Raw genomic sequence first — 24,934 nt, forward strand, 5'->3', positions numbered from 1 at the left:
AACTCCAAGTCTTTTCATTTGCTAAAATACGAAACGAATCAGGGCCATAGATATTATACCGACGATTACTGCATAGAGCAGATTTTTGCTCTTAAATGCTACAATTACCGTTGGCACAGTAGCCAGTATTTCCATCCACTTAAACTGTGGCAAGTGACCAATCTTCTCAGTCGTGAGACTAGAGAGAATCAAGGCAAAGAGGATAGAAACTGGTAAGTAGTGCAAAAACCGAACAACGATATCTGGTAAGCCCTTGTATTTCACTAAAACAAAGGGGAGCACACGAGGAACCCAGCTGACCACAAACCCAAGTAGAATAGCAATGAGAATAAATTCATTGACGGCCATCACACATCACCCCCACACTACATCCAACCAAAGTAGCCACTAAAACAGCCAAAGATTCCGACAAGACGACACTAAAGCTCAGATAAGCCACGGCAATAGATAGTAAAATCAAGAGTAGCTTACGCACTCCTTCCCCTAACAAGGCATCAATCTGACTACTTAACAAACCTATAAACATGGCAATCAAAGCAAAATCCAAACCAAAAAGCTCAGGATTAGGAATCATGGAACCAATCAAACAACCAATAACTGATGATACAATCCAAACCAGATAGCTGAAAATATTGTTACCATGCATCCAGTTAGCAGGAATATCTTTATGATGCACATATTCTCCCAATAAAACACCATAACTTTCATCCGTAATCAGACTACCAATTCCCAGCTGATTCCAGAGGCTTGTTTTTGTAAAAATCGTCGTTGCATGTAAACTCATCAACATGTTACGCAAATTAACCAAGAAAACAGTCAAGGTTAACTCACCTAGGCCAGCTCCTGCAACTACTAAGGCACACATGGCAAACTGGGCGGAGCCACCATAGACCAAGGCACACATGAGGCCAACCTCAAGGGCTGATAGACCCGAAGCGGCTGCTACAACACCAAAGGCTAGACCAATAGCTACATAGCCTAAAGCTGTCGGTACCGCGGCTTTTACACCTAAACGAAAGTCAGACACACTCAATTCCTTTCTAAAGGAACCTCTTACCAGACTAGTAAGAGGTTCTTCTTATTCTTCAAATCCTGCAAAGGCTAGACTTGGTTTTGCATTCAAGTCCAACTCAGCAAAATGTTTTTGATCACATTCAATAGCTGCTGCTAGAGCAATCATGCCAGCATTGTCACCACAGAGACGTAAAGGCGGGATAACCACATCTACATCTGTAATTTCTTCAGCCAAGCGCTCACGTAATCCCTGATTGGCTGCCACACCTCCTGCAACAACAAGTGTCTTGACAGGGTAGCGCTCCAAAGCTTTCTTTGTCTTAGCTAAAAGAATATCCAACACAGCAGCTTGGAAAGAAGTACAAAGGTCTTCTTTAATTAGAACATCACCCTTTTGCTCCGCATTATGGTGCAAATTGATGAAGGCTGACTTCAAGCCTGAAAATGAAAACTCCAAGTGGTCTTCCTTAATCATAGCACGTGGAAAATCATAAACATCTTTCCCTTTATGAGCCAATTCATCAATTTCACGCCCAGCTGGGTAGGTCAAACCCATCACACGCCCGACCTTGTCATAGGCTTCACCAACTGCATCATCACGTGTCTCACCAACAATCTTGTAATTTCCCGGTTCTGACACATAAACCAACTCTGTGTGTCCCCCAGACACCAAAAGTGCTAAGAGGGGATATTCCAATTCTTGAACCTCACGCGCTGCCATAAGATGCCCAGCCATATGATTAACTGGAATCAAAGGCAACCCATGTGCCCAAGCGAAGGCCTTAGCTGCTGCCATCCCGACCAAGAGCGCCCCGACCAAACCAGGACCATAGGTTACTGCTACAGCATCTAGTTGTTCAGCAGTAATTCCCGCCTCAGAAAGGGCATCTTTAATGCAAAGAGTTACCACTTCCACATGGTGACGGCTAGCCACCTCAGGAACAACACCACCAAAACGTTTATGGCTTTCCACCTGACTGGCAATAATATTACTTAAAAGTTCTTTCTCATTTTTCAAAACGGCAACTGAAGTCTCATCACATGAGCTCTCCACTGCCAAAATATATCTATCTGCCATTAGACTTCCTCTCGCCTCATGATAACTGCATCTTCTTGAGGCTCATGATAATAATTTTTCCGAATTCCTAGACTTTCAAAACCAAATTTTCTATAAAGTGCCTGAGCGACTTGATTTGAAGCCCTTACTTCTAGAAATATAGGCTCACTACGCTCTTCCAAATGCTTCATCAGCTGACTAGCATAACCACGCCCCTGATAAGCTTTTAAAACGGCGATATTGGTCACCTCAAGCTCACCCACCAAATTTTGAAGGGCTAAAAAACCAACAACTTCTTCCTGATCATAAACATAGAAATACTCCGTCGTATCCAAAGCCAAGTCCGCTACCACTTGTTCTATCGTCCACGGAGATTTGTCATAAACATCCGACAAAATCCGATAAATCAGTTGAGCTTGCTCTTGGTTACTCAATCTAGACGCGCTTGATGTAGTTGTCACGGTTAGTCTCCTCATGCGTCTTAAGCCAATTTTCCTCGGCCTCAACCCGTTTCAAGTAATGTGGAACAAAGGCATCCACATCAACAGAAGGCAAGGATAAGCCTAAACGTCCAATCAGCTGAGCTGATGGAAGACTTGACAAGATAGTTGCCTCTGGGAGACTTTCCTTAATCTGATCCGCAAAATTAGCTACTTCACCCACAAATGTCACCTTTTCATAAACTTTAGCCTGCTCAAGAACATCGACAAAAGCTGCATGGCAATCAGGGACGAGGGCTTGACCATTTTCATAAAAACCAACGTAAACATTATTACGACGAGCATCCATGATAGGAACCACAATACCGTCAACCGAAAGGTCTGTCAGTGCCTGTAGACTTGAAACTCCTACCAAATCAATGTCAAGAGCGTAAGCCAAGGTCTTGGCAGTTGCGACAGCCACACGAAGACCCGTATAGGATCCAGGCCCCTGTGCAACCACAATACGTTCCAAATCAGCTGGTTGCCAGCCTGCCTGAGCAACTAAAAAATCGATGGTGGGCATCAGACTAATACTGTGGTTCTTTTTTACTGTGACAGTTGACTCTGCAACCAGTTTTTCATCTTCCAACAAAGCTACTGATAAAGCAGTGCTAGAGGTATCAAATGCTAATATTTTCATCTTTTTTCCTTGTTTCCTTTTATGCTTTTCTATTATAACACAAGTCACTGTTTCCCAGAAACGAACATTTTCCAACTTTTTCCGCCATTTTCTTTATCTAGCCCTTATCTTATGGTACAATAATAGTAATTGTTAAACGAATCAAGGCTACTAGCTATTACTCATAAAAGTGAATATCATAACGTCAAGTAAATCACAGAAAGATTAACTTGACCGGTTTTTTTATAGAATGGCAGAGCCTTTTGGAAAGAAAGGAAAACCATGATTTATAAAGTCTTTTACCAAGAAACTAAAGAGCGCAGTCCACGCCGCGAACAGACAAAATCACTCTACCTAGATATTGATGCAGAAACTGAACTTGAGGGCCGTATCCAAGCTCGCCAAATCATCGAAAAAAACACTGCCTACAACATCGAATTCATTGAGCTCCTCTCAGAAAAAGCTCTTGAATACGAGAAAGAAACAGGCGTTTTTGAAGTAACGGAGTTCTAAGACCATGACATCAAAAATCAATCTAAAACCTGAAGAAGTTGGGGTTTATGCGATTGGTGGTTTGGGGGAAATCGGTAAAAACACCTATGGTATTGAATACCAAGATGAAATTATCATTGTCGATGCAGGTATTAAATTCCCCGAGGATGATCTTCTCGGTATCGACTATGTTATCCCAGACTATTCTTACATCGTTGAAAACGTTGACCGCGTAAAGGCTCTTGTCATTACTCACGGTCACGAAGACCATATTGGTGGTATTCCCTTCCTTCTTAAACAGGCAAATATCCCAATCTATGCAGGACCACTTGCTCTTGCACTTATCAAAGGAAAATTGGAAGAACACGGACTACTTCGTGATGCGCAACTCTATGAAATTAATGCTAATACAGAGCTTACTTTCAAAAACATGAGTGTGACCTTCTTCCGTACAACTCACTCAATTCCAGAACCTCTCGGTATCGTCATCCATACGCCACAAGGTAAGATTGTATGTACCGGTGACTTTAAGTTCGACTTTACTCCAGTTGGTGAGCCAGCAGACCTTCACCGTATGGCTGCGCTTGGTGAGGAAGGGGTTCTTTGCCTCCTCTCAGACTCAACCAATGCCGAAGTACCAACTTTCACTAATTCTGAGAAGGTCGTCGGCCAATCCATCATGAAAATCATTGAAGGCATTCACGGACGTATTATCTTCGCCTCATTTGCCTCAAACATTTTCCGTCTGCAACAAGCTGCCGAAGCCGCTGTAAAAACTGGCCGTAAGATTGTTGTCTTCGGACGTTCTATGGAAAAAGCCATTGTCAATGGGGTTGAACTAGGCTACATCAAAGTTCCAAAAGGAACTATTATTGACCCTAGTGAGATGAAGAACTATCATGCCAGTGAGATTCTTATCATGTGTACTGGTTCTCAAGGTGAGCCTATGGCAGCTCTTGCTCGTATCGCCAATGGTATGCACCGCCAAGTGACACTACAACCTGGTGACACCGTTATCTTCTCGTCTAGCCCTATCCCAGGGAACACAACCAGCGTTAACCGCTTGATTAATACCATCCAAGAAGCTGGGGTTGATGTTATCCACGGTAAAATCAACAATATCCATACCTCTGGACACGGTGGTCAACAAGAGCAAAAACTCATGCTTCGTTTGATTAAACCAAAATTCTTCATGCCTGTTCACGGTGAATACCGCATGCAGAAAGTCCACGCAGGCCTTGCTGTTGATTGTGGTGTTCCAAAAGATAATATCTTTATCATGGAAAATGGTGATGTCTTAGCCCTAACAAAAGACTCTGCGCGTCGTGCAGGTCACTTCAATGCTCAAGATATCTATGTTGATGGTAATGGTATTGGGGATATCGGAGCTGCCGTTCTTCGTGACCGTCGTAATCTCTCTGAAGATGGTGTCGTACTTGCCGTAGCAACTGTCGACTTCAAGTCTAAGATGATTCTAGCCGGTCCAGACATCCTCAGCCGTGGCTTCATCTATATGCGTGAATCTGGCGATCTTATCCGTGAAAGCCAACGCATTCTATTCAATGCTATTCGTATCGCTCTTAAGAATAAGGATGCTAGCATCCAATCCGTTAACGGAGCTATCGTCAATGCTTTACGCCCATTCTTATATGAAAAGACAGAACGTGAACCAATCATTATTCCAATGATTCTCACACCTGATAAATAAAAAAATGGTAGCCATCTAGCTACCATTTTTTAAGTTTAAATCCAGTCTAGAGCACACCATTCTAGCAAGTAAAAAAGTGCTATAAGCGCTTTTTTTTCATTTTATGCACCTGGATAAATGTAAGATACTGAACCTGGTGTAGTTGAGTTTTGTGGGTCAAACCAACCACGATAGTTATTGATTTGTTGTTGACCTTGATAATTTGACTCCAAAATTTGAATTTGACCATCTTGACCAACTTGTGTTACATAACCAACGTGACCATAACCACCATCAGTCCAACATACAATTGATCCTGTCACAGGTGTTGAACCTACAGCATAACCTTGGCTAGCAGCGCTTCCTGCCCAATCGCCACCATTACCCCACCAGTTACTTGCCCATGGAGCGACTTCCTTAACACCCCATGTACATTGACCAACTGGATAACGATTCCAAGTAGCATCTGAATCAGTAGTTGCTACCTCTGAAGAAGAAGCTGCTGTTGTTTCCTCAACTGCTGTCGTAGCACCTGAAACTTCCAAGCTTCCACCAGGAACAATTGTTGACCAAATAGTCATGCCATTTTCAGCTGCTAATTGGTAAGGATCTACACCATACTGACTAGCAATCCCGAAGAATGAATCTCCATTTTGAACTGTATAAGTATCAGCATTAACTGTTTGTGCGACTGTAAGACCGAGCAATAATGCACTTGAGGCTGCTGCCAAAGCAGCTTTTTTTGTAGTTTTCATATTTCCCCCTGAATAAGATTAATATAAAATTAGTTTAACACTCTCATATTTTAATGCGATTAAGGGGGAATAAAGAAATATGACAAAAGAAAACAGCTCAGTTAAAACTACGTAATTTGTCCAAGAACTTAATGAATTTAGAAGAAAAAGAAAACCAGGCATAACCTGATTTTCAAATTTAATTTCTTAATAAATGTCCAAGTAGTTATCAATTTCCCATTGTGAAACAAAGGTAGCATAACTTGCCCATTCCATACGTTTCGCATCAAGGAAGTTTGTATAGATATGATTACCCAAAGCTTGACGAACCACTTCATCTGTTTCCAATGCTTTAAGAGCGTTACGAAGTGTTGATGGCAAATCAATAATACCTGCTTCTTTACGTTCTTCAGGAGACATTGAGTAAATGTTTGTTTCAACCGGATCTGGAGCATCAATCTTGTTGATAATACCATCAAGACCAGCTTCCAAAAGTACAGCAAGTGCCAAGTATGGGTTTGCCATTGGGTCTACTGAACGCAATTCCAAACGTGTACCCATACCACGAGACGCAGGAACGCGGATCAATGGTGAACGGTTGCTACCTGCCCATGCAATATATACAGGAGCTTCGTATCCAGGAACCAAACGTTTGTAAGAGTTAACTGTTGGGTTAATAATTGCAGTATAGTTGTATGCGTGTTTCATCAAACCACCAAGGAAGTAGTAAGCATCTTGAGACAATTGCATACCACGTGGATCCTCTGGATTAAAGAATGCATTTCCTTCTTCAGTGAAGAGAGACATGTTACAGTGCATACCGCTACCAGCAATACCATATTTAGGTTTCGCCATAAATGTCGCATAAAGACCATGTTTACGAGCGATTGTCTTAACAACCAATTTGAAAATTTGGATATTATCACAAGCCTTCAAAACATCTGTATACTTGAAGTCGATTTCATGTTGACCAACCGCCACTTCGTGGTGAGATGCTTCAACATCAAATCCCATTTCTGTCAAGACATTAACGATTTCACGACGTGTATTGTCTGCAAGGTCAGTTGGTGCAAGGTCAAAATAACCACCTTTATCGTTAACTTCAAGCGTAGGATTACCTTGTTCATCTAATTTGAAAAGGAAGAATTCTGGTTCTGGTCCAAGGTTAAATGATTTATAACCAACTTCTTCCATATGACGCAAAGCCTTTTTCAAGTTACCACGAGGGTCACCGGCAAATGGTTCACCTGCAGAGGTATAGATATCACAAATAAGACCAGCTACTGCACCATTTTCATCACCCCAAGGGAAAACTGTCCACGTATCAAGATCTGGGTAAAGATACATATCAGATTCGTTGATACGAACAAATCCCTCGATTGATGAACCATCAAACATAGCTTTATTTGAAAGTACCTTATCCAACTGTTCATCTGTCGCAGGAATTTCAACGTTCTTCATAACACCAAGAATATCAGAGAACATTAAACGCAAGAAAGTAACATTCTTCTCTTTGACTTCGCGACGAATATCAGCTGCTGTGATTGCCATAATAGGGGTCTCCTTTATAAAAACCAAAAATAAAAGTTCAAAGCGTAATTAGATACGCAAGTTACCAAATTGTTGTGACGGGGTCGTAAAACGGCCTTGCTGAAGGAGTTCATCATGCAAGATACGTCGAACGTCCGCATCTGTTAAAGCCGCTTGTTTTTGTTGGGCACGAACTTCACGTTCTTCGTACTCATGCTTAATCGCTGCAATATTGTAACCATCATCCAAAAAATCTTTGATTTCCAATAAACGATCCATATCATTTAATGAGTACATCCGACGATTTCCAGCTGTACGTTCAGGTTGAATTAAACCTTGATCTTCATAGTAACGAATTTGACGAGCAGTTAAATCCGTCAATTTCATAACTGTACCAATCGGAAAAACAGCTAGAGAACGCCTTAATTCTTTCTCTCTTGCCATGATCATCCTCCTTTCCTAACAATTATATTCTGAATATTTCTACATGTCAACAGTTTATGTTACTTTTTCTTACACAATAAGCAATTCCCGAACATTACATTATGTATTCGCTCTAATTTAAGGATTTTATCAAAAAAACATAAAAAATAGAGTTCAATAGAACCCTATCATTCTTATTTTAAGTGTTTAAGTAACCAATCATAATCATAATTGACAAGGATTGCTATAAAGACTCCACAGAAAGTTTCAAAGACTCGAGCAATAACATAAGTAAAGGTATTATCAGGTGGAATAGACAAGGTAATAATCAGAAGTGCAGCCACCCCTCCAATAACACCAGATGCATTATTAAAGGACACATTAATGACAATCGTCAGCATTGTCAAAATTGGAACCAATAGCAAAGTCACCCAAACTGAATGATTAAACCACATATTCACAAAGTAAAATAATAGAGACAAAAGCCCTCCAACCGTATTCGCAAAAATACGTGATTTACCAAACTGAATACTTCTATCAAAGTTTTCTCGAAGACTAAAGACTGCTGTCAAACAACCAATCTGAAGCCCTTCCCAGCCTAAAGCGGAAAAAAGACCTAAAACTAGAAAGACAGCAATCCCCGTCTTAAGTGTACGCATACCAAATTTAAATTTTTTCGGTTCAAATTTCAATCCCATTTTACTATTTTAACATGATTATGAAACTTTTGGCTACTTCTACAGTATTATGCCACAAAGTTCAAACTAATGATCGCAATTTTTTGAGAGAAACTTACTTCCCAATAATAGTTTTAGCCTCTATCAAATACTCAATGAGATAACACAAAAAAAAAGTTGGTTTCCCAACTCTTTCCATTCTAATAGACTTATTTATCAGTAAGTGCAGCCAATCCTGGAAGTTCTTTACCTTCAAGAAGTTCCATAGAAGCACCACCACCAGTAGAGATCCATGAGAATTTATCTGCACGTCCAAGGTTGATTGCTGCGGCAGCTGAGTCACCACCACCGATGATTGATTTAACGCCTGGTTGTTTCACGATAGCGTCCATCACACCAATTGTACCAGCTTGGAAGTCAGGGTTTTCAAATACACCCATAGGACCATTCCATACAACTGTTTTCGCACCAGTCAAGGCTTTATCGAATTCAGCAATTGATTTAGGACCGATATCCAAACCAAGGAAACCTGGGTCTACTGCTTCACCTTCAGTGTCTTTAACTTCAGTGTAGTCAGCAAATGCATTAGCTTCTTTTGAGTCAACTGGCAAGATCAATTTACCGTTTGATTTTTCAAGAAGAGCTTTAGCAACATCAAGTTTATCTTCTTCTACAAGTGAGTTACCGATTTCGATACCTTGTGCTTTGTAGAATGTGTAAGTCATACCACCACCGATAAGAACTTTATCAGCTTTTGCAAGAAGGTTTTCGATAACACCAATCTTATCAGATACTTTAGAACCACCAAGGATAGCTATGAATGGACGCTCTGGAGTTTCAACTGCTTCTTTGATGTAAGCAATTTCGTTTTCAAGAAGGAAACCAGCAACAGCTTTGTCAACGTTTGCTGAGATACCAACGTTAGATGCGTGTGCACGGTGAGCTGTACCGAATGCATCGTTTACGAAGATACCATCTCCAAGTGATGCCCAGTATTTACCAAGTTCAGGATCATTTTTAGATTCTTTCTTGCCATCAACATCTTCAAAACGAGTGTTTTCAACCAAGAGAACTTGTCCATCTTCAAGAGCGTTAACAGCTGCTTCCAATTCAGCGCCACGTGTAACTCCTGGGATAAATTTAACGTCTTGACCCAATTTAGCAGCCAAGTCAGCAGCTACAGGAGCAAGTGATTTACCTTCTTTGTCAGCTTCTTCTTTTACACGTCCAAGGTGAGAGAAGAGGATTGCACGTCCACCTTGTTCAAGGATATACTTGATTGTTGGAAGAGCAGCAGTGATACGGTTATCATTAGTGATCACACCGTCTTTTACAGGAACGTTGAAGTCAACACGAACGAGAACTTTTTTCCCTTTCAAGTCAACATCTTTAACAGTCAATTTAGCCATTTGATCAGACTCCTTAATTTTTTAATACGTTTTCATTATATCACAAAATACCTAAAAGAGATAGCAAAATCAGAAGGATTTCTAGCTTATTACTAGTACAAGTACATCTACCATATAATCAAAATAGAAAGGCAGAATAACAATGAAAAAACAACTAAATAAAATTCAGAAAAAAGCTGATCAGGATTTACATATAATCCTCATACTTACACTTATTCCTCTTTTCTTCTTTCTTACCTTTAAACAAACTCTCGTTTCCTATATTAACCAAACCTCAGTCTCACTATGGACACGTTTAATCCTATTAGCCAGTTTGCAATTTGCCATTGCAGTTTTTGAAACGCCCTTTAACTTGCTTCAAAAGAGCCTTATTTTCTGTACAAAAAAAGAAGAGCCTAAGCTCTTCTTAATATACTATTGAATTATTTAGCAATTTTTGCGAAGTATTCAAGAGTACGTACAAGTTGTGAAGTGTATGACATTTCATTGTCGTACCATGACACAGTTTTAACCAATTGATGTCCATCAACAGTTTGAACTTTAGTTTGAGTTGCGTCAAACAATGAACCGAATGACATACCAACAACGTCAGAAGATACGATTGGATCTTCAGTGTAACCGTAAGATTCGTTAGCAGCTGCTTTCATTGCTGCGTTAACTTCATCAACAGTTACTTCTTTGTTAAGGACTGAAACCAACTCAGTTACAGAACCTGTTGGAACTGGAACACGTTGAGCAGCACCGTCAAGTTTACCGTTCAATTCAGGGATAACCAAACCGATAGCTTTAGCAGCACCAGTTGAGTTAGGAACGATGTTAGCAGCACCAGCACGAGCACGACGCAAATCACCTTTACGGTGTGGTCCATCAAGGATCATTTGGTCTCCAGTGTAACCGTGGATAGTAGTCATCAAACCTTGTTTAACACCAAAGTTATCTTGCAATGCTTTAGCCATTGGTGCCAAACAGTTAGTTGTACATGAAGCACCTGAAATAACTGTTTCAGTACCATCAAGTGTATCGTGGTTAGTGTTGAATACGATTGTTTTAACATCGCTTCCACCAGGAGCAGTGATAACAACTTTCTTAGCACCACCATTAGCGTGCAAGTGTTTTTCAGCAGCTGCTTTAGTTGCAAAGAAACCAGTTGCTTCAAGAACGATTTCTACACCGTCACTAGCCCAGTCAATTTGTTCTGGATCACGTTCAGCAGAAACCTTAACGAATTTACCGTTAACTTCAAATCCACCTTCTTTTACTTCAACAGTTCCGTTGAAACGACCTTGAGTTGTGTCATATTTCAACAAATGTGCAAGCATTGTAGGATCTGTAAGGTCATTGATGCGTGTAACTTCAACACCTTCTACGTTTTGGATACGACGGAAAGCAAGACGACCGATACGACCGAAACCGTTAATACCAACTTTAACTACCATTAGTGATTTCCTCCTTATGAAAATCAAATAAATATAATTTTGAGAGCAAGCTCTCCCTATTGTGAAAAGATTAACTTGAGCGCTTTCAATTCAACCTTTCAACAGTCATATTATATAATTTTTTTCAAAAAATTGCAAATAGAAAAGGCACTTACTTTCATAAGTACCTTAACTTTATAAGTTCTAATTAAGCTTCACCAGAATTTTTCTTGATGATTTCTTCTTGAACTGATTTAGGAACATCTTCATAGTGGTCAAATACCATCATGAATGTACCACGACCTTGAGTTGCAGAACGAAGTGTTGTTGCATAACCGAACATTTCAGCAAGTGGAACATATGCACGAACGATTTGGCTGTTACCGTGTGCTTCCATACCATCAACACGTCCACGACGAGCTGTAACGTGACCCATAACGTCACCAAGGTTTTCTTCAGGAACAGTGATTGTTACAAGCATCATTGGTTCAAGGATAGTTGGTTGTGCAGTCTTAGCAGCTTCTTTAAGTGCAAGAGATGCAGCGATCTTGAAGGCAGTTTCAGATGAATCGACATCGTGGTATGAACCATCGTAAAGCTTAGCTTTGATGTCAACCATTGGGTATCCAGCAAGGACACCGTTAGCCATAGATTCTTCCAATCCTTTTTCTACTGCAGGGATGAATTCACGTGGAACCACACCACCGACGATAGCATTTTCGAATTCGAAACCTTTACCTTCTTCATTTGGAGTAAATTCAATCCAAACATCACCAAACTGACCTTTACCACCAGATTGACGTTTGAAGAATCCACGTGCTTGTGTTCCAGCACGGAATGTTTCACGGTAAGATACTTGTGGAGCACCAACGTTTGCTTCAACTTTGTGTTCACGTTTCAAACGGTCAACAAGGACATCAAGGTGAAGTTCACCCATACCAGAGATAACTGTTTCACCAGTTTCAGGGTTAGTTTCAACACGGAATGTTGGATCTTCTTCGGCAAGTTTTTGAAGACCGATACCCATCTTATCTTGGTCAGCTTTAGTCTTAGGCTCAACCATCAATTGGATAACTGGTTCTGGAACTTCGATTGACTCAAGAATAACTTTAGCTTTTTCATCAGTCAATGAGTCACCAGTTGTAGTATCTTTCAAACCGATAGCAGCAGCGATATCACCAGCGTATACTTGTTCAATTTCTTGACGGCTGTTAGCGTGCATTTGAAGGATACGTCCGATACGTTCACGTTTACCTTTAGATGTGTTCATTACATATGAACCTGATTGAAGGATACCTGAGTAAACACGGATAAATGTCAAACGACCTACAAATGGGTCAGTCATGATCTTGAAGGCAAGAGCTGCAAATGGCTCATCATCAGATGCTGGACGAGTTTCTTCTTCGTCTGTATCTGGGTTGATACCTTTGATTGCAGGGATATCAAGTGGACTTGGAAGATAATCGATAACCGCATCAAGCATCAATTGAACACCTTTGTTCTTGAAGGCAGAACCACAAAGAACTGGGAAGAATTCAACGTTGATTGTTGCACGACGGATAGCTGCTTTCAATTCCTCGTTAGTGATTTCTTCACCTTCAAGGTATTTCATCATCAAATCTTCGTCAGTTTCAGCAACTGCTTCGATCAATTTTTCACGGTATTCGTTTGCTTGATCAACGTAATCAGCTGGAATATCTTCTTCAAGAATATCTGTACCAAGGTCATTAGTATAGATTTCAGCTTTCATTTTAATCAAGTCAATGATACCACGGAAATCATCTTCAGCACCGATTGGCAATTGGATTGGGTGTGCGTTTGCTTGAAGACGATCGTGAAGTGTGCTTACTGAGTAAAGGAAGTCTGCACCGATTTTATCCATTTTGTTGGCAAATACGATACGTGGAACACCATACTCAGTTGCTTGACGCCAAACTGTTTCAGTTTGAGGTTCTACACCTGATTGTGAGTCAAGAACGGTTACGGCACCATCCAATACACGAAGTGAACGTTGTACTTCGATTGTGAAGTCCACGTGTCCTGGTGTATCGATGATGTTAACGCGGTGACCATCCCATTGTGCTGTTGTAGCGGCAGATGTGATTGTGATACCACGTTCTTGTTCTTGCTCCATCCAGTCCATTTGTGATGCACCTTCGTGAGTTTCACCGATTTTGTGGATTTTACCAGTGTAGTAAAGGATACGCTCTGTTGTAGTTGTTTTACCGGCATCGACGTGGGCCATGATACCGATATTACGAGTTTTTGCAAGTGAAAATTCGCGTGCCATTAGGTTCATTCTCCTATAAATATTTTAGTTTACTTATTTATTATAACATTATTGTCAAAAAACGGATAGGCAGGACCTACCCGTTTTTTCACTAATATTTAACTGGTTTTCAAATGATATGAATAATATTATTTGAATTCAGAGTCAGCCTATTACAAATCCATAATCTTAGCTTATGAATATATGACTGTAATTCAGCTTGAAACTTATGATTACCAGCGGAAGTGTGCAAAGGCACGGTTTGCTTCAGCCATTTTGTGAGTATCTTCACGTTTCTTAACTGATGCACCAGTGTTGTTTGCAGCATCCATGATTTCTTTTGCAAGACGATCTTTCATAGTGTGTTCACCACGCGCACGTGATGCGTTAACCAACCAACGAAGACCAAGAGTTGTACGACGTTCTGGACGAACTTCAACTGGGACTTGGTAGTTTGAACCACCGACACGACGTGCACGTACTTCAAGTACAGGCATGATGTTGTCCATAGCTGTTTCAAATACTTCAAGAGCATCGTTTCCAGTTGCTTCTTTAATTTGCTCGAAAGCATCGTATACGATTGTTGCAGCAGTACCACGTTTACCGTCAAGCATTACACGGTTGATAAGACGTGTAACGATTTTTGAATTGTACAATGGATCTGCCAATACTTCGCGTTTAGGCGCTCTATTTTTACGACTCATTTTATCTTATCTCCCTTCTTATCCTTTAGGACGTTTAGCACCGTATTTAGAACGGCTTTGTTTACGATCAGCTACACCTGCAGTATCAAGTGCACCACGGACGATGTGGTAACGTACCCCTGGAAGGTCTTTTACACGTCCACCACGGATAAGAACAACGCTGTGTTCTTGGAGGTTGTGTCCGATACCTGGGATGTAAGCAGTAACTTCGATAAGGTTGCTCAAACGTACACGAGCGAATTTACGAAGGGCTGAGTTAGGTTTCTTAGGTGTCATTGTTCCAACACGTGTTGCAACACCACGTTTTTGTGGTGAAGATACGTTAGTTTGAACTTTTTTGTGGCTGTTGTAACCAACGTTCAAAGCTGGTGATTTAGATTTTACAACTTTTGATTGACGTGGTTTACGAACCAATTGGTTAATTGTAGGCATCTACATTCTCCTGTGTTTTTTATTTTTGGTTGATATGGCACTTGGTGACAGCCCATATCTGTGTGTACTTTTGCAACTTATGTCAGCACGTCTCTGTACACTTTTGAGAGACCAAAAGTAAAAAGTACCGTCTAATATAGTATCATTTTTTGATGATTATTGTCAAGACTTTCTTGTTAAAAAGAAAAATTCCTAATCGTTAAATTAGGAATACTATCGTAGATTAATTATTTATCAAAAATATTACCGACTTCAACTTCTACCTTCTGTGCTTTTACATCGATGTCAGAAACAGTAAGTAATGATTTATATTCATGGATATCACGATCGCCTTTAGCATTCTCTGCGAATACAGCTACACCTACTAACTCACTATCAAATTCTGAAAGCAAGCTAATCATACCTGTAATGGTACCGCCACCTTTAAGAAAATCATCAACAATAAGGACGCGGCTATTTGGTTTCAAACTACGTTTTGAAAGGAACATCTTTTCAATACGATCACTTGAACCACTAACGTAGTTTACCGATACGGTTGAACCTTCTGTAATTTTCAAGTCACGACGAACGATAACAAATGGAATGTTCAAGACATCTGCTACTGCATTTGCTAAAGGAACTCCTTTGGTTGCAACTGTCATAACGGCATCAATTTTTTGTCCTTTAAAGGCACTGGCAATGATACGACCAACATTTTTCAAAATAGACGGTGTACTCAATAAATCAGATAGGTAGAGATAACCACCTGGTAAGATACGATCACTCTCGGAAAGACGCTTACAAAGATCTTCAACCAGACTTCTTGCATCTTCATCAGAAATAGTTGGTGTAAACATAACGCCACCAGATGCACCCGTTACTGTTTCGATTTCTCCTATTTGACTTTCCTCAAAAGCTTTTTTAATGATAGCAACATCTTCTGAGATTGAAGACTTTGCAACTTCATAACGCTCTGCAAAGGTGTTGAGGCTTGTCAATTGATAAGGATTATTAATCAGATAGTTTGAAATCACTACCATGCGCTCACTTCGTTTTAATTTCATATGTTACCTATATTTTCTGTACTTTTTAACTATTATACCATAATACAGCAAAAAACGAACATTTTCATATAAAATGCTCGCTTAATTTCGATTTTAATCAAATTTTGGCTTGTAGAAAGAACGATTATCCATAGCAAAGAGACGATTTGTCATTTCTCCTGGACCTACTAGATTAAGGGCTGTCGTCATCATCATCATACTGGCATCAAGATTATCAATCATATGAATAATTTCTGCTTCCATAATACGAGGTCGCACTGGGCTACCATACTCTAGTTGTCCGTGGTGGCTGAGAATGACATGACGCAAAACAACGACATCCTCACGCGTATCATCAATATTGAGCTCCATGAGCACCTTAGTGATTTCTTCATCAATCAAAGCAATATGACCAATTAAGTTTCCACGAACCGTATACTCAGTATTTTCAGGACCAGTAAGTTCAATAACCTTAGCCAAATCATGAAGCATAATTCCGGCAAAGAGTAGGCTCTTATTGAGCTCTGGATAAATATCTCCAATGCTGTCCGCTAGGCGAACCATAGTAGCTGTATGATAGGCTAGTCCACTTTCAAAAGCATGATGATTTGTTTTAGCAGCTGGAAAAGTGAAGAACTCTTTATTATACTTTCGATAAAGGGCACGAACAACACGCTGCCAAGTTGCTTCCTCAATCTTGAAAATCATTTGCTCTAGGTATTCGCGTACTTCGGAAGGATTTACTGGTGGTTTCTCTTTGAAATCAGCCGGATCATTTGGCTCACCAAATGTAGGCAAGCGTAAGGTAATTTGGTTTACCTGAGGAGTATTATTATAAACCTCTCGACGGCCCTCCATATGCACTACTTTACCTGTGGTAAATTCTTCGACATTATAAGGCTGAGCATCCCATAGGTTTCCTGAAATCTCTCCAGTATCATCCTGGAATGTAAAGGCAATGTAATCCTTTCCTGCTCTTGTCTTACGTACCTCTGCACGCTTAATCAGATAAAAACCTTCAAAATACTCGTCTTTTTTCATTTGATTAATCTTCATGCTTATCCTCGTTTTCTAATCGTGGTAAATCCAACAAACTTTGTGTCGCACTGTCTTGATAGGTTTCAATTGTATCAAGAGCTCTAACAATTGCCCTACTCCTTGTGTTGAGAAGACTATCGACTGTTTTACTCGCTGTATTCAATTGTTTCTGAGCTTTAGCTAACATATCTCCAAACCTGCCAAATTCTAGTTTGACGTTACCTAAAATCTTACTAATATCATCCGCATTCTTTTGAATATTCAAAGTTCTAAAACCTACAGACAATGAATTCAAGAGTGCTGATAAGGTTGACGGCCCTGCGATAACAATATTCTCCTCACGACGAAGGGCGTCAAAGAAGGCTGGTTGGCGTACTACCTCAGCATAAAGCCCTTCCGTCGGCAAAAATAATATGCCAAAATTTGTAGTTTCAGGTGGGTTAAGATACTTCTTGTTAATATCCTTTGCAAATCGCTTAATACTAGTCAAAAGTGACTTACGGTGATTCTCAATCTCCTCTTTATTACCAGACTCATAAGCATCTTCCAGACGATAGTAATCTTCCAAAGGAAACTTAGAATCAATGGGAAGGTAGATATATTCATCTTTATGGTTTCCTGGCATTTTGATTGCATATTCAACTCGTTCACTTGAACCTGATACCGTAGGAAATTCTCGCTCGTACTGATTAACAGTCAATATGTCTTCAATAATTTGTCCTAATTGAAGCTCACCCAGAATACCTCGTGTTTTTGTATTTGAAAGGACCTTGTTAAGACTTCCAACATCCTTGGCTACATTTTTCATTTCCCCCAAGCCCTGATTAACAGACTCTAATTGTCTTGAAACCGTCTCAAAAGAGGCTTGTAAACGTGTTTGTAAGGTTTGCTCAAGTTTCTCTTCAACTGTCTGACGCATTTGTTCCAAACGTTTCTCATTGGAATCCTGCATATCTTTAACAGCTTTGGTTAAGCTTTGGTTTATTTGCTCAAGACGTTGGTCAGAACGGTCTCGATTATCAGACAAATTTTGATGTAAAACCTCTCGGATATCTGTCAACTGTTGATATAGTTCCATCTGCAATTGGTTCAATTGCTTTGTCGTTTCCAGTTGGTTTGTCTTAGCAAAACTTTCCAATTGAAACGAAACTTGATCTGAAAGATTATCTGCATTTTCTTCCAAACTCTTATTAATCTGTTCTTTTAACTCCATATTCTTCAAGAAAAGAACAATAAGAATCCCCAAGCTTAATAAAGTTAAAAGTGTAAGTAGATAGATCATACTAACTCCTATCTTTAGTCTGGATGACAATCACATATCCATTTGGCACAATCACTTGAATTGGACCATCAACGAATTCATTGCTAGAATAGATTTTCTTCTGGAAATAATTCATACTAGTTAATTCGTATTTTGCTCCCAAAATCGTCAGTTCTCCATCACCCTCATGTAAAAAAGAAACATATGTCATTCCAGGTTCTGGTAAAACTTTATGACTTCCTTCTGGATAATAAGTAATCTTATTTTGCTTATCTCGCAAACAGATACGCCTCATAAAAGGAGCTAATTCAGGATCGCTGACCAAAAATATATTTGATAACATATGATCAATTCTGCCACCAAAAGCACCGAAAATAGTTACTTCCGCCTCAGGATATAACTGAAATGTAATTTTTAGGGCTAACTCTGTATCCGTGTCATCCTTTTCAGCCGGAGCAATCATACAATCTTTGGTAGCTGATTGGATCATCTCTAACTCTGACCGAGATACTGAATCAAAGTCTCCAACAGCCAAATCAATAGGTAAACCTAACTCCAACAAACGTAAGCACGCACGATCCACCCCAACAAAATAATCAAAATCGGTAGTGAACCACTCTAGCTCACCACCGACAAATAAAGCTATTTTAGGCATCGATAGCATCACGAAGCGTTTGAACTTGCGCTGTCAAATCAGGATTTTTGAAGAGGTAAGAGCCCGCGACAAAAACATTAGCCCCCGCCTTGGCACATGCTGCAATAGTGTTATTATCTACACCACCATCAACTTCAATATCGAATGAATAGCCACCTTTTTCGCGAAGCTCCACAACGCGCTCTACTTTAGACATCATTTCTGGAATGAACGCCTGACCACCAAAACCTGGATTTACAGTCATGATAAGTACTTGATCCACTAAATCAAGTACAGGAATAAGTGCCTCAACTGGGGTTCCAGGATTAATCACAACACCTGCTTTCATACCAGCAACTTTGATTTTCTGGAGGGCACCATGGATATGCCTAGTGGCTTCAACATGAATGGTCATGATATCTGCACCAGCTTGTGCATAGGCATCCACATAACGCTCAGGATCAACAACCATAAGGTGACAATCAAAAACTAACTTGCTATGTTTACGCATACTAGCAACCACATCTGCTCCCCAACTGATATTAGGAACAAATTGACCATCCATAATATCAATGTGAACATATTCCGCACCTGATGCATCAATACGAGCTAGTTCTGAAGCAAAATTAGCATAATCAGCAGCTAGGATAGAAGGAGCAATTTTATATGACATGAGAGACCTACTTTCTTTTTACAGTTTTTTTATATGTTTCACGACGATTTTCAATTTCACTTAGAAATTGAAGGTAATTATCATAACGGACTTGCCAGATTTGGCCATTTTCAACCTCTTCCTTAACAGCGCAAGAAGGCTCATGGGTATGAGTACAAGAACGGAATTTACAACCATGACTAGCTTGACGAATTTCCGGAAAAGCTTCACTCAAGTCCTCTGCATTATCCACTTCATAATCTAGCGAAGAGAATCCTGGTGTGTCAGCAATCTTCCCACCATGAACGTCATAAAGACTTACAGCCCTTGTAGTATGACGTCCACGACCTAAACTGTCTGAAATCTCACCTGTTTCTAAATGTAACTGTGGGGCAATACGGTTCAACAAGGTTGATTTTCCAACACCCGTCTGTCCCATAAAGACTGTTATTTTATCAGTCAAGAGCGGCAATAGTTCTTCCAAACTGAAGATAAAATCAAAACCAATTCTTTGATATTGTTTTTGAATGGCTTTCATTTCTGAATCATCTTCAACCAAGTCCATCTTAGAAATATAGATTACAGGCTTTATATTTTTATGCTCTAGTAGAACCAAAAAACGGTCCAAAAGATTACAGTTAAAATCCGGTTCCTTAACAGACATAATAACCACAGCCTGATCTATATTGACAATGGGTGGACGCACTAAACTATTGATTCGTTGACCAATTTTAAGGATATAACCTTCTGAATTTTCCTCTGCTGAAAATTCAACAAAATCTCCAACATAAGGTGTTTGTCCTTTTTTTCTAAAATTTCCTCGTGCACGCGTCTGGTATATAACACCATCATGCTCTACATAATAGAAACCTGCCAGTGCTTTGATAATTCTTCCTTGCAAGTGAACTCCTCATTCGTTTAATAGCCCTATTATATCACAAATTAGAAAGCTTTTCTGGAACAAAAAAACGGATTTTCCATTTCCCATGGGCCTCCTTGCATTTTCAATAGATTGCAGTATAATAGGCATATCATCTGCGGAGGTGGTGGAATGGCAGACACGCATGCTTCAGGCGCATGTGCTTTTTCAAGCGTGAGGGTTCAAATCCCTTTCTCCGCATAACTAATAATCCCACTGAGATTCAGTGGGATTTTTGAATTATAGGCCTGCTTCTCTCAAAGCATCTGATAAATGTGCAAAATCAGAAATAGATAAAGCCTCTCCACGAATAGAAGGTTTTATATCTGCAATTTCCAATGCCTTCTCAAGTTTGGATTTTACTTCTTCAGATTTACCAAAATGATTTGTTAAATTATTCCACAATGTCTTACGACGATGGACAAAGCTAGCCTTAGCCACTCGGAAAAGGAAATCCTCATCTTTAACTTCAACCAACGGTTGTTCACGACGCGTCATCTTCAAAATGGCTGAGTCAACATTAGGTGCTGGTACAAAGACTGTACGAGGGACAATGAACGCCACTTTAGCGGTCATATAATACTGAACGGCAATTGATAGAGAACCATAGGCCTTGCTATTAGGCTCTGCAGAAATGCGGTCAGCGACTTCTTTTTGCATCATAACAACAAATTCTGCAAAAGGAATCTTACTCTCAATCAAATGCATCAAGATTGGCGTCGTAATATAATATGGCAAATTGGCTACAACCTTAATTGGTAGTTCTGGATTTTTAAATTCTTTTACCCGTGTCTGCAAATCTGCCTTGAGAACATCTTCATTAATCACGTTAACATTATCATGATCATGTAATGTATCCTCTAAAATCGGAACCAATCGATCATCAATTTCAAATGCCATAACTTCCGCAGCATTTTCAGCCAAGAATTCTGTTAATGCTCCGATACCAGGTCCAATTTCGATTACATTGACATTTTTATCAATCTCTGCCGTATCAACAATTTTTTGTAAAATATTTGTATCTGTTAAGAAGTTCTGTCCGAAAGACTTCTTAAAGGTAAAGCCATGGCGTTCAAGGACAGCCTTGGTCACGCTATAATCTGCAATTCTCATTTATTCTCTTTTCTTGTTAATTTCACGATTTTTATATTTGGACACAAAACAAGTCCAAATCCTTAACTATCCCAACCTCTATAATAAGCTACTTAGTAGCGATTTGATTTTAAGATTACTGGTAGTCTAGTAATTTGACATAGCCTCTTCCAGCTCCTCTAAAGTAATTCCAAACAATTCCAAACGTTTTAGAAGCTGCTTGCCATTGCAGTAACCAATACGAAGTGCCTCACCCAAATATTCTCGACGCTTTCGGCTATCTGCTCCCATTAGTAGTCCTAACTTCATAAGATTTGATTTACTAATATCAAACTGATTATCATCATCGTAACTACCTAGAACTCCAGATAAGGCCTTTTGAAGATCCTCAAAACTCGCATGCTCAACACCCAATGAACGACCTTTAGTCTTAGATTTTGGTGTTGCTTCCCCACGGTTTAAGAAAGCATGCTTTGCTGTCGGAACAGCTTCCATGATGATTTTACGGATACGTTCACCATTATAGTCTGGATCAGTGAAAACAATCACTCCGCGTAAGTCATTAAGCTTATTGATACGCTCTAAGTCGTCTTCATTGATAGCAGAGCCTCTAGTCTCATAGGTATCCACCTCATAAAAACGTCTCAAATTTGCCGTATCATCCTTACCTTCTACCACGATGACTTCTTGAATTTTTATTTTATTCATCCAGACCAAAAATCCTCATCGCATTATCATAAGTAGCCCTAGCAACCTCTTCACTTGTTAAGCCACGAAGCTCAGCAATCTTGTCTACTACGTAACGTGTATAGCCTGTACGATTCTCTCGACCACGTTTGGGAACAGGTGCCAAATACGGTGCATCCGTTTCAACCAGAATCTTATCTAAAGGTAACTTCTGAGCAGCTTCTTGAACATCCAAAGCCTTCTTAAAAGTTACAACACCTGAAAATGAAATCATCATTCCAAGATCAACAAATTTTTGAGCCATTTCTAAGGATCCTGAGTATGAGTGCATAATCCCCCCACGAGGACCAACACCAACTTCTTTAATAACAGCGTAAGTATCCTCAAGTGCATCACGTGTATGGACAACAAAAGGTAGATTGTATTCCTTTGACAAAGCTATTTGACGCTTAAAGACATCAATCTGAATCTCTTTAGGATCTTCCATCCAATAATAATCCAAACCGATTTCCCCAAGTGCCACTACTTTCGGATTATCCAATTGTGATACAATCATATCCTCAATTTCCTGAGAATAGGACCCTGCTTCCGTAGGATGCCATCCAATCGTACTATATAGTTGATCATACTTCTCTGATAGTGCTAAAGATTTATCAATTGTTGGCTTATCAAAACCAACAATATTCATTTTAATAACACCTAGTTCAGCTGCAAAATCTATTTCTTCTTGTTCTTTTCCTGCAAAATTATCCACATTAAGATGGGTATGCGTATCAAAAATTTCAATCATAGGTCTATTATAACAAAAACGAGCGAGCATAGCTCACTCACCTTTTCATTTTATTAAACAAAGAGTCGCATATATTCAATCTTTGTACAACGATTCATTACAATATCCTGTCTATTCGCTTGACGAAGAATAGTCTCAGCTTCCTCATTCTCAAGACCAATTTGACTCCAAAAAACTTTTGCATCTGTCTCAAGAAAATCATAAGCAACATCTGGTAAAAACTCACTTCGTCTAAATACATCAACAATATCAATCGAAAATGGAATATCTTTAAGATAAGCATAAACATGCTCTCCCAGAAGCTCCTGACCTTCTAGTTTAGGATTTACTGGTATGATACGATAACCAGCAGCCTGTAGAAAATGAGCAACCTGATAAGATGCTGCCTCCTTACGATGAGATAAACCAACAATTGCAATCGTCTTTGCTGATTTTAGATAAGACTCTATAACCTCAGCACTAGGATTTTGAAATGAATAAGACATAAGACTCTCCTTGTCGTTCGAATAAAATAAAAATCCCTAAACGGGACTGTGACGATTAGTTAGCTAAGCTCTGCAACGATAGCTTTAATTTGTTCTTTTGTATGTACACCTGCAACTTGCTTAACAACCTCACCATCTTTTTTGAAGAGTAAAGTTGGGATAGACATAATTCCAAACTTCTGAGCTGTTTCTGGGTTCTCGTCAACATCAATTTTAACAATCTTAAGTTCATCTTCTGAAATTTCTTCAGAAAGTTGCTCAAGAATTGGTGCTTGCATCAAGCAAGGCCCACACCAAGTTGCCCAAAAATCAATCAAAACTAGCCCTTCAGCTGTTTCTTGTTCAAATGTAGCATCTATTACTACTTGTGTCATATATTCATCCTCCTAGACATTATAAAACTTTTGTAGACCTATTCTATATGATTCTAAAGGCCATTGCAAGAATTTGACACATACATAAAAAATTCTTATCAAATATTAGTCATTGCCTATCATAGACATCACTTGCTCACAGCCTATCTTGGGAGTATAATAATAAAAAACTAAAAAAATAGAAATGAGTAAATATGGATAAAGATGCAATGATTACCTATCTCATAGGTGAACTCAAAAAAGAAAATCTAGAATTACATGATTTGATTATCCCAGAAGAACTCGAGGAAAAGCAAAAGCTTCTCAGAGCCCTCTTTAATACACGTAAACCAATGGCAGCATCAACACAATTCTTGACAATACAAGATCTTTACCTACAAGTTAGGAAAGGGGAACGTGGATTTGTACAACTCAGTTCACTCCAGCCCATCCCTCAAGATGATCGAATCTACCTCTGGAAGGGTGATATTACAAGACTTGAAGTAGATGCAATCGTAAATGCAGCCAATAAAACCTTACTAGGATGTATGAAACCACTCCATGATTGTGTAGATAATGCTATTCATACATATGCAGGTGTTCAGTTACGCCAAGCTTGTTTCGAACTCATCTTAGAACAAGGATATGAAGAACCCGTTGGTATGGCTAAAATCACTCCAGCTTACAACCTTCCTTCTGCTTTTGTCATTCATACAGTAGGTCCGAAAATAGTAGACCAACCGACACAAATTGATGAGGATCTTTTAGCAAAAAGCTATCTCTCAGTATTAGCACTAGCCGAGAAAAATAACATTGAATCAATTGCTATTCCATGTCTATCAACTGGGGATTTCAATTTTCCAAAACAAAAAGCTGCCAAAATCGCCATTCAAACAGTCAAAACCTTTATTAATGAGTCAAGTATAATAAAAAAAGTCATATTTAACGTATTTGATGATGAAAATTTAGCAATTTATCAAAAACTCCTTGCTGAATAAAAAAGAAGAAAATCAAAATGATTTTCTTCTTTCAGATTGAAGACAAAGTCCTCAGAAGT

28 protein-coding genes and 1 tRNA gene are annotated in these 24,934 nt (G+C 39.4%); 4 read left to right on the top strand and 25 right to left on the bottom strand.

All coding sequences use genetic code 11. From position 1 onward, the window contains the following. Positions 1–21: 21 nt before the first annotated feature. The 5 genes from HMPREF2877_RS07575 to tsaB are packed head-to-tail and all read right to left on the bottom strand — an operon-like array spanning position 22 to position 3,193. Positions 22–348, bottom strand: coding sequence for an AzlD domain-containing protein (locus HMPREF2877_RS07575; RefSeq protein ID WP_045769119.1), 327 nt, complete (start codon positions 346–348; stop codon positions 22–24). Next, positions 335–1,027 (bottom strand): AzlC family ABC transporter permease, encoded by a 693-nt coding sequence (locus HMPREF2877_RS07580; protein WP_013991201.1) that lies wholly within the window; start codon positions 1,025–1,027, stop codon positions 335–337. Before HMPREF2877_RS07580 ends, HMPREF2877_RS07575 begins: the two co-directional genes overlap by 14 nt. Positions 1,028–1,078: 51 nt before the next feature. Continuing rightward, complete coding sequence (gene tsaD, locus HMPREF2877_RS07585) at positions 1,079–2,092, bottom strand: tRNA (adenosine(37)-N6)-threonylcarbamoyltransferase complex transferase subunit TsaD (protein WP_049553489.1); 1,014 nt, start codon at positions 2,090–2,092, stop codon at positions 1,079–1,081. Beyond that, entirely contained in the window at positions 2,092–2,547 is a 456-nt protein-coding gene (rimI, locus tag HMPREF2877_RS07590; protein WP_049553488.1) for a ribosomal protein S18-alanine N-acetyltransferase, read from the bottom strand. Before rimI ends, tsaD begins: the two co-directional genes overlap by 1 nt. Next, the gene (tsaB, locus tag HMPREF2877_RS07595; RefSeq protein ID WP_049553487.1) at positions 2,507–3,193 is read right to left on the bottom strand and encodes a tRNA (adenosine(37)-N6)-threonylcarbamoyltransferase complex dimerization subunit type 1 TsaB; all 687 of its coding nucleotides are present in this window, start codon (positions 3,191–3,193) and stop codon (positions 2,507–2,509) included. Before tsaB ends, rimI begins: the two co-directional genes overlap by 41 nt. Before the next feature lie 261 nt (positions 3,194–3,454). On the opposite strand from tsaB, the gene HMPREF2877_RS07600 reads away from it, so the two are divergent. Further along, positions 3,455–3,685, top strand: coding sequence for a DNA-dependent RNA polymerase subunit epsilon (locus HMPREF2877_RS07600; RefSeq protein ID WP_002947111.1), 231 nt, complete (start codon positions 3,455–3,457; stop codon positions 3,683–3,685). 4 nt (positions 3,686–3,689) lie between these two features. Continuing rightward, positions 3,690–5,372, top strand: coding sequence for a ribonuclease J1 (rnjA, locus tag HMPREF2877_RS07605; RefSeq protein ID WP_070579474.1), 1,683 nt, complete (start codon positions 3,690–3,692; stop codon positions 5,370–5,372). 101 nt (positions 5,373–5,473) lie between these two features. Here rnjA and HMPREF2877_RS07610 read toward each other — a convergent pair whose 3' ends face one another. The 15 genes from HMPREF2877_RS07610 to rsgA all read right to left on the bottom strand — a co-directional run bounded on the left by HMPREF2877_RS07610 (position 5,474) and on the right by rsgA (position 20,452). Continuing rightward, positions 5,474–6,106 (bottom strand): CHAP domain-containing protein, encoded by a 633-nt coding sequence (locus HMPREF2877_RS07610; RefSeq protein ID WP_049553485.1) that lies wholly within the window; start codon positions 6,104–6,106, stop codon positions 5,474–5,476. Between the two features lie 186 nt (positions 6,107–6,292). After that, on the bottom strand, positions 6,293–7,636 hold the full coding sequence (gene glnA / locus HMPREF2877_RS07615) for a type I glutamate--ammonia ligase (protein WP_070579476.1): 1,344 nt from the start codon (positions 7,634–7,636) through the stop codon (positions 6,293–6,295). A 48-nt stretch (positions 7,637–7,684) separates the two neighbouring features. Further along, positions 7,685–8,059: a MerR family transcriptional regulator gene (locus HMPREF2877_RS07620; RefSeq protein ID WP_004183576.1), complete on the bottom strand. Its 375-nt coding sequence runs from the start codon at positions 8,057–8,059 to the stop codon at positions 7,685–7,687. Positions 8,060–8,232: 173 nt separating this feature from the next. After that, the gene (locus HMPREF2877_RS07625; protein ID WP_002884568.1) at positions 8,233–8,736 is read right to left on the bottom strand and encodes an FUSC family protein; all 504 of its coding nucleotides are present in this window, start codon (positions 8,734–8,736) and stop codon (positions 8,233–8,235) included. A 188-nt stretch (positions 8,737–8,924) separates the two neighbouring features. Then, the gene (gene pgk, locus HMPREF2877_RS07630) at positions 8,925–10,124 is read right to left on the bottom strand and encodes a phosphoglycerate kinase (RefSeq protein ID WP_070579478.1); all 1,200 of its coding nucleotides are present in this window, start codon (positions 10,122–10,124) and stop codon (positions 8,925–8,927) included. A gap of 422 nt (positions 10,125–10,546) precedes the next feature. Further along, the gene (gene gap / locus HMPREF2877_RS07640) at positions 10,547–11,560 is read right to left on the bottom strand and encodes a type I glyceraldehyde-3-phosphate dehydrogenase (protein ID WP_013991208.1); all 1,014 of its coding nucleotides are present in this window, start codon (positions 11,558–11,560) and stop codon (positions 10,547–10,549) included. A gap of 187 nt (positions 11,561–11,747) precedes the next feature. Further along, entirely contained in the window at positions 11,748–13,829 is a 2,082-nt protein-coding gene (gene fusA / locus HMPREF2877_RS07645) for an elongation factor G (protein ID WP_002884537.1), read from the bottom strand. Between the two features lie 212 nt (positions 13,830–14,041). Further along, positions 14,042–14,512, bottom strand: coding sequence for a 30S ribosomal protein S7 (gene rpsG / locus HMPREF2877_RS07650; protein WP_002884746.1), 471 nt, complete (start codon positions 14,510–14,512; stop codon positions 14,042–14,044). Positions 14,513–14,530: 18 nt separating this feature from the next. Beyond that, on the bottom strand, positions 14,531–14,944 hold the full coding sequence (rpsL, locus tag HMPREF2877_RS07655) for a 30S ribosomal protein S12 (protein WP_002884809.1): 414 nt from the start codon (positions 14,942–14,944) through the stop codon (positions 14,531–14,533). Between the two features lie 227 nt (positions 14,945–15,171). Next, a complete protein-coding gene (purR, locus tag HMPREF2877_RS07660; protein ID WP_049527624.1) occupies positions 15,172–15,987 on the bottom strand; it encodes a pur operon repressor in 816 nt (271 codons plus the stop codon). 93 nt (positions 15,988–16,080) lie between these two features. After that, entirely contained in the window at positions 16,081–17,022 is a 942-nt protein-coding gene (locus HMPREF2877_RS07665) for a 3'-5' exoribonuclease YhaM family protein (RefSeq protein WP_041817284.1), read from the bottom strand. Beyond that, complete coding sequence (locus tag HMPREF2877_RS07670) at positions 17,012–18,286, bottom strand: DNA recombination protein RmuC (RefSeq protein ID WP_045771680.1); 1,275 nt, start codon at positions 18,284–18,286, stop codon at positions 17,012–17,014. The genes HMPREF2877_RS07665 and HMPREF2877_RS07670 overlap by 11 nt, the downstream gene beginning before the upstream one ends. A 1-nt stretch (position 18,287) precedes the next feature. Further along, on the bottom strand, positions 18,288–18,920 hold the full coding sequence (locus HMPREF2877_RS07675) for a thiamine diphosphokinase (protein WP_013991211.1): 633 nt from the start codon (positions 18,918–18,920) through the stop codon (positions 18,288–18,290). Beyond that, positions 18,913–19,572 (bottom strand): ribulose-phosphate 3-epimerase, encoded by a 660-nt coding sequence (gene rpe, locus HMPREF2877_RS07680; protein ID WP_013991212.1) that lies wholly within the window; start codon positions 19,570–19,572, stop codon positions 18,913–18,915. Before rpe ends, HMPREF2877_RS07675 begins: the two co-directional genes overlap by 8 nt. A 7-nt stretch (positions 19,573–19,579) precedes the next feature. Continuing rightward, positions 19,580–20,452, bottom strand: coding sequence for a ribosome small subunit-dependent GTPase A (gene rsgA, locus HMPREF2877_RS07685; protein WP_014632574.1), 873 nt, complete (start codon positions 20,450–20,452; stop codon positions 19,580–19,582). 136 nt (positions 20,453–20,588) lie between these two features. Between rsgA and HMPREF2877_RS07690 the strand changes: the two genes are divergently transcribed. After that, a tRNA-Leu gene (locus HMPREF2877_RS07690) sits at positions 20,589–20,671 on the top strand. 39 nt (positions 20,672–20,710) lie between these two features. Here the strand turns inward: HMPREF2877_RS07690 and rsmA are convergent. The 5 genes from rsmA to trxA form a co-directional block, all read right to left on the bottom strand. Next, a complete protein-coding gene (rsmA, locus tag HMPREF2877_RS07695) occupies positions 20,711–21,583 on the bottom strand; it encodes a 16S rRNA (adenine(1518)-N(6)/adenine(1519)-N(6))-dimethyltransferase RsmA (protein WP_049527628.1) in 873 nt (290 codons plus the stop codon). A gap of 126 nt (positions 21,584–21,709) precedes the next feature. Then, on the bottom strand, positions 21,710–22,270 hold the full coding sequence (gene rnmV / locus HMPREF2877_RS07700) for a ribonuclease M5 (protein ID WP_013991215.1): 561 nt from the start codon (positions 22,268–22,270) through the stop codon (positions 21,710–21,712). After that, a complete protein-coding gene (locus HMPREF2877_RS07705) occupies positions 22,263–23,039 on the bottom strand; it encodes a TatD family hydrolase (RefSeq protein ID WP_014632573.1) in 777 nt (258 codons plus the stop codon). The genes rnmV and HMPREF2877_RS07705 overlap by 8 nt, the downstream gene beginning before the upstream one ends. A 53-nt stretch (positions 23,040–23,092) precedes the next feature. Continuing rightward, complete coding sequence (locus HMPREF2877_RS07710) at positions 23,093–23,524, bottom strand: CoA-binding protein (RefSeq protein ID WP_014635075.1); 432 nt, start codon at positions 23,522–23,524, stop codon at positions 23,093–23,095. A gap of 59 nt (positions 23,525–23,583) precedes the next feature. Further along, a complete protein-coding gene (gene trxA / locus HMPREF2877_RS07715) occupies positions 23,584–23,898 on the bottom strand; it encodes a thioredoxin (RefSeq protein ID WP_014632572.1) in 315 nt (104 codons plus the stop codon). Positions 23,899–24,092: 194 nt separating this feature from the next. Here trxA and HMPREF2877_RS07720 point away from each other — a divergent pair, with 194 nt between their 5' ends. Further along, positions 24,093–24,875 (top strand): protein-ADP-ribose hydrolase, encoded by a 783-nt coding sequence (locus tag HMPREF2877_RS07720; protein WP_002884817.1) that lies wholly within the window; start codon positions 24,093–24,095, stop codon positions 24,873–24,875. Positions 24,876–24,934 lie beyond the last annotated feature (59 nt).

The sequence above is a fragment of the Streptococcus sp. HMSC072D03 genome (genome assembly GCF_001812855.1).
Taxonomy (GTDB): Bacteria; Bacillota; Bacilli; order Lactobacillales; family Streptococcaceae; genus Streptococcus; species Streptococcus salivarius_D.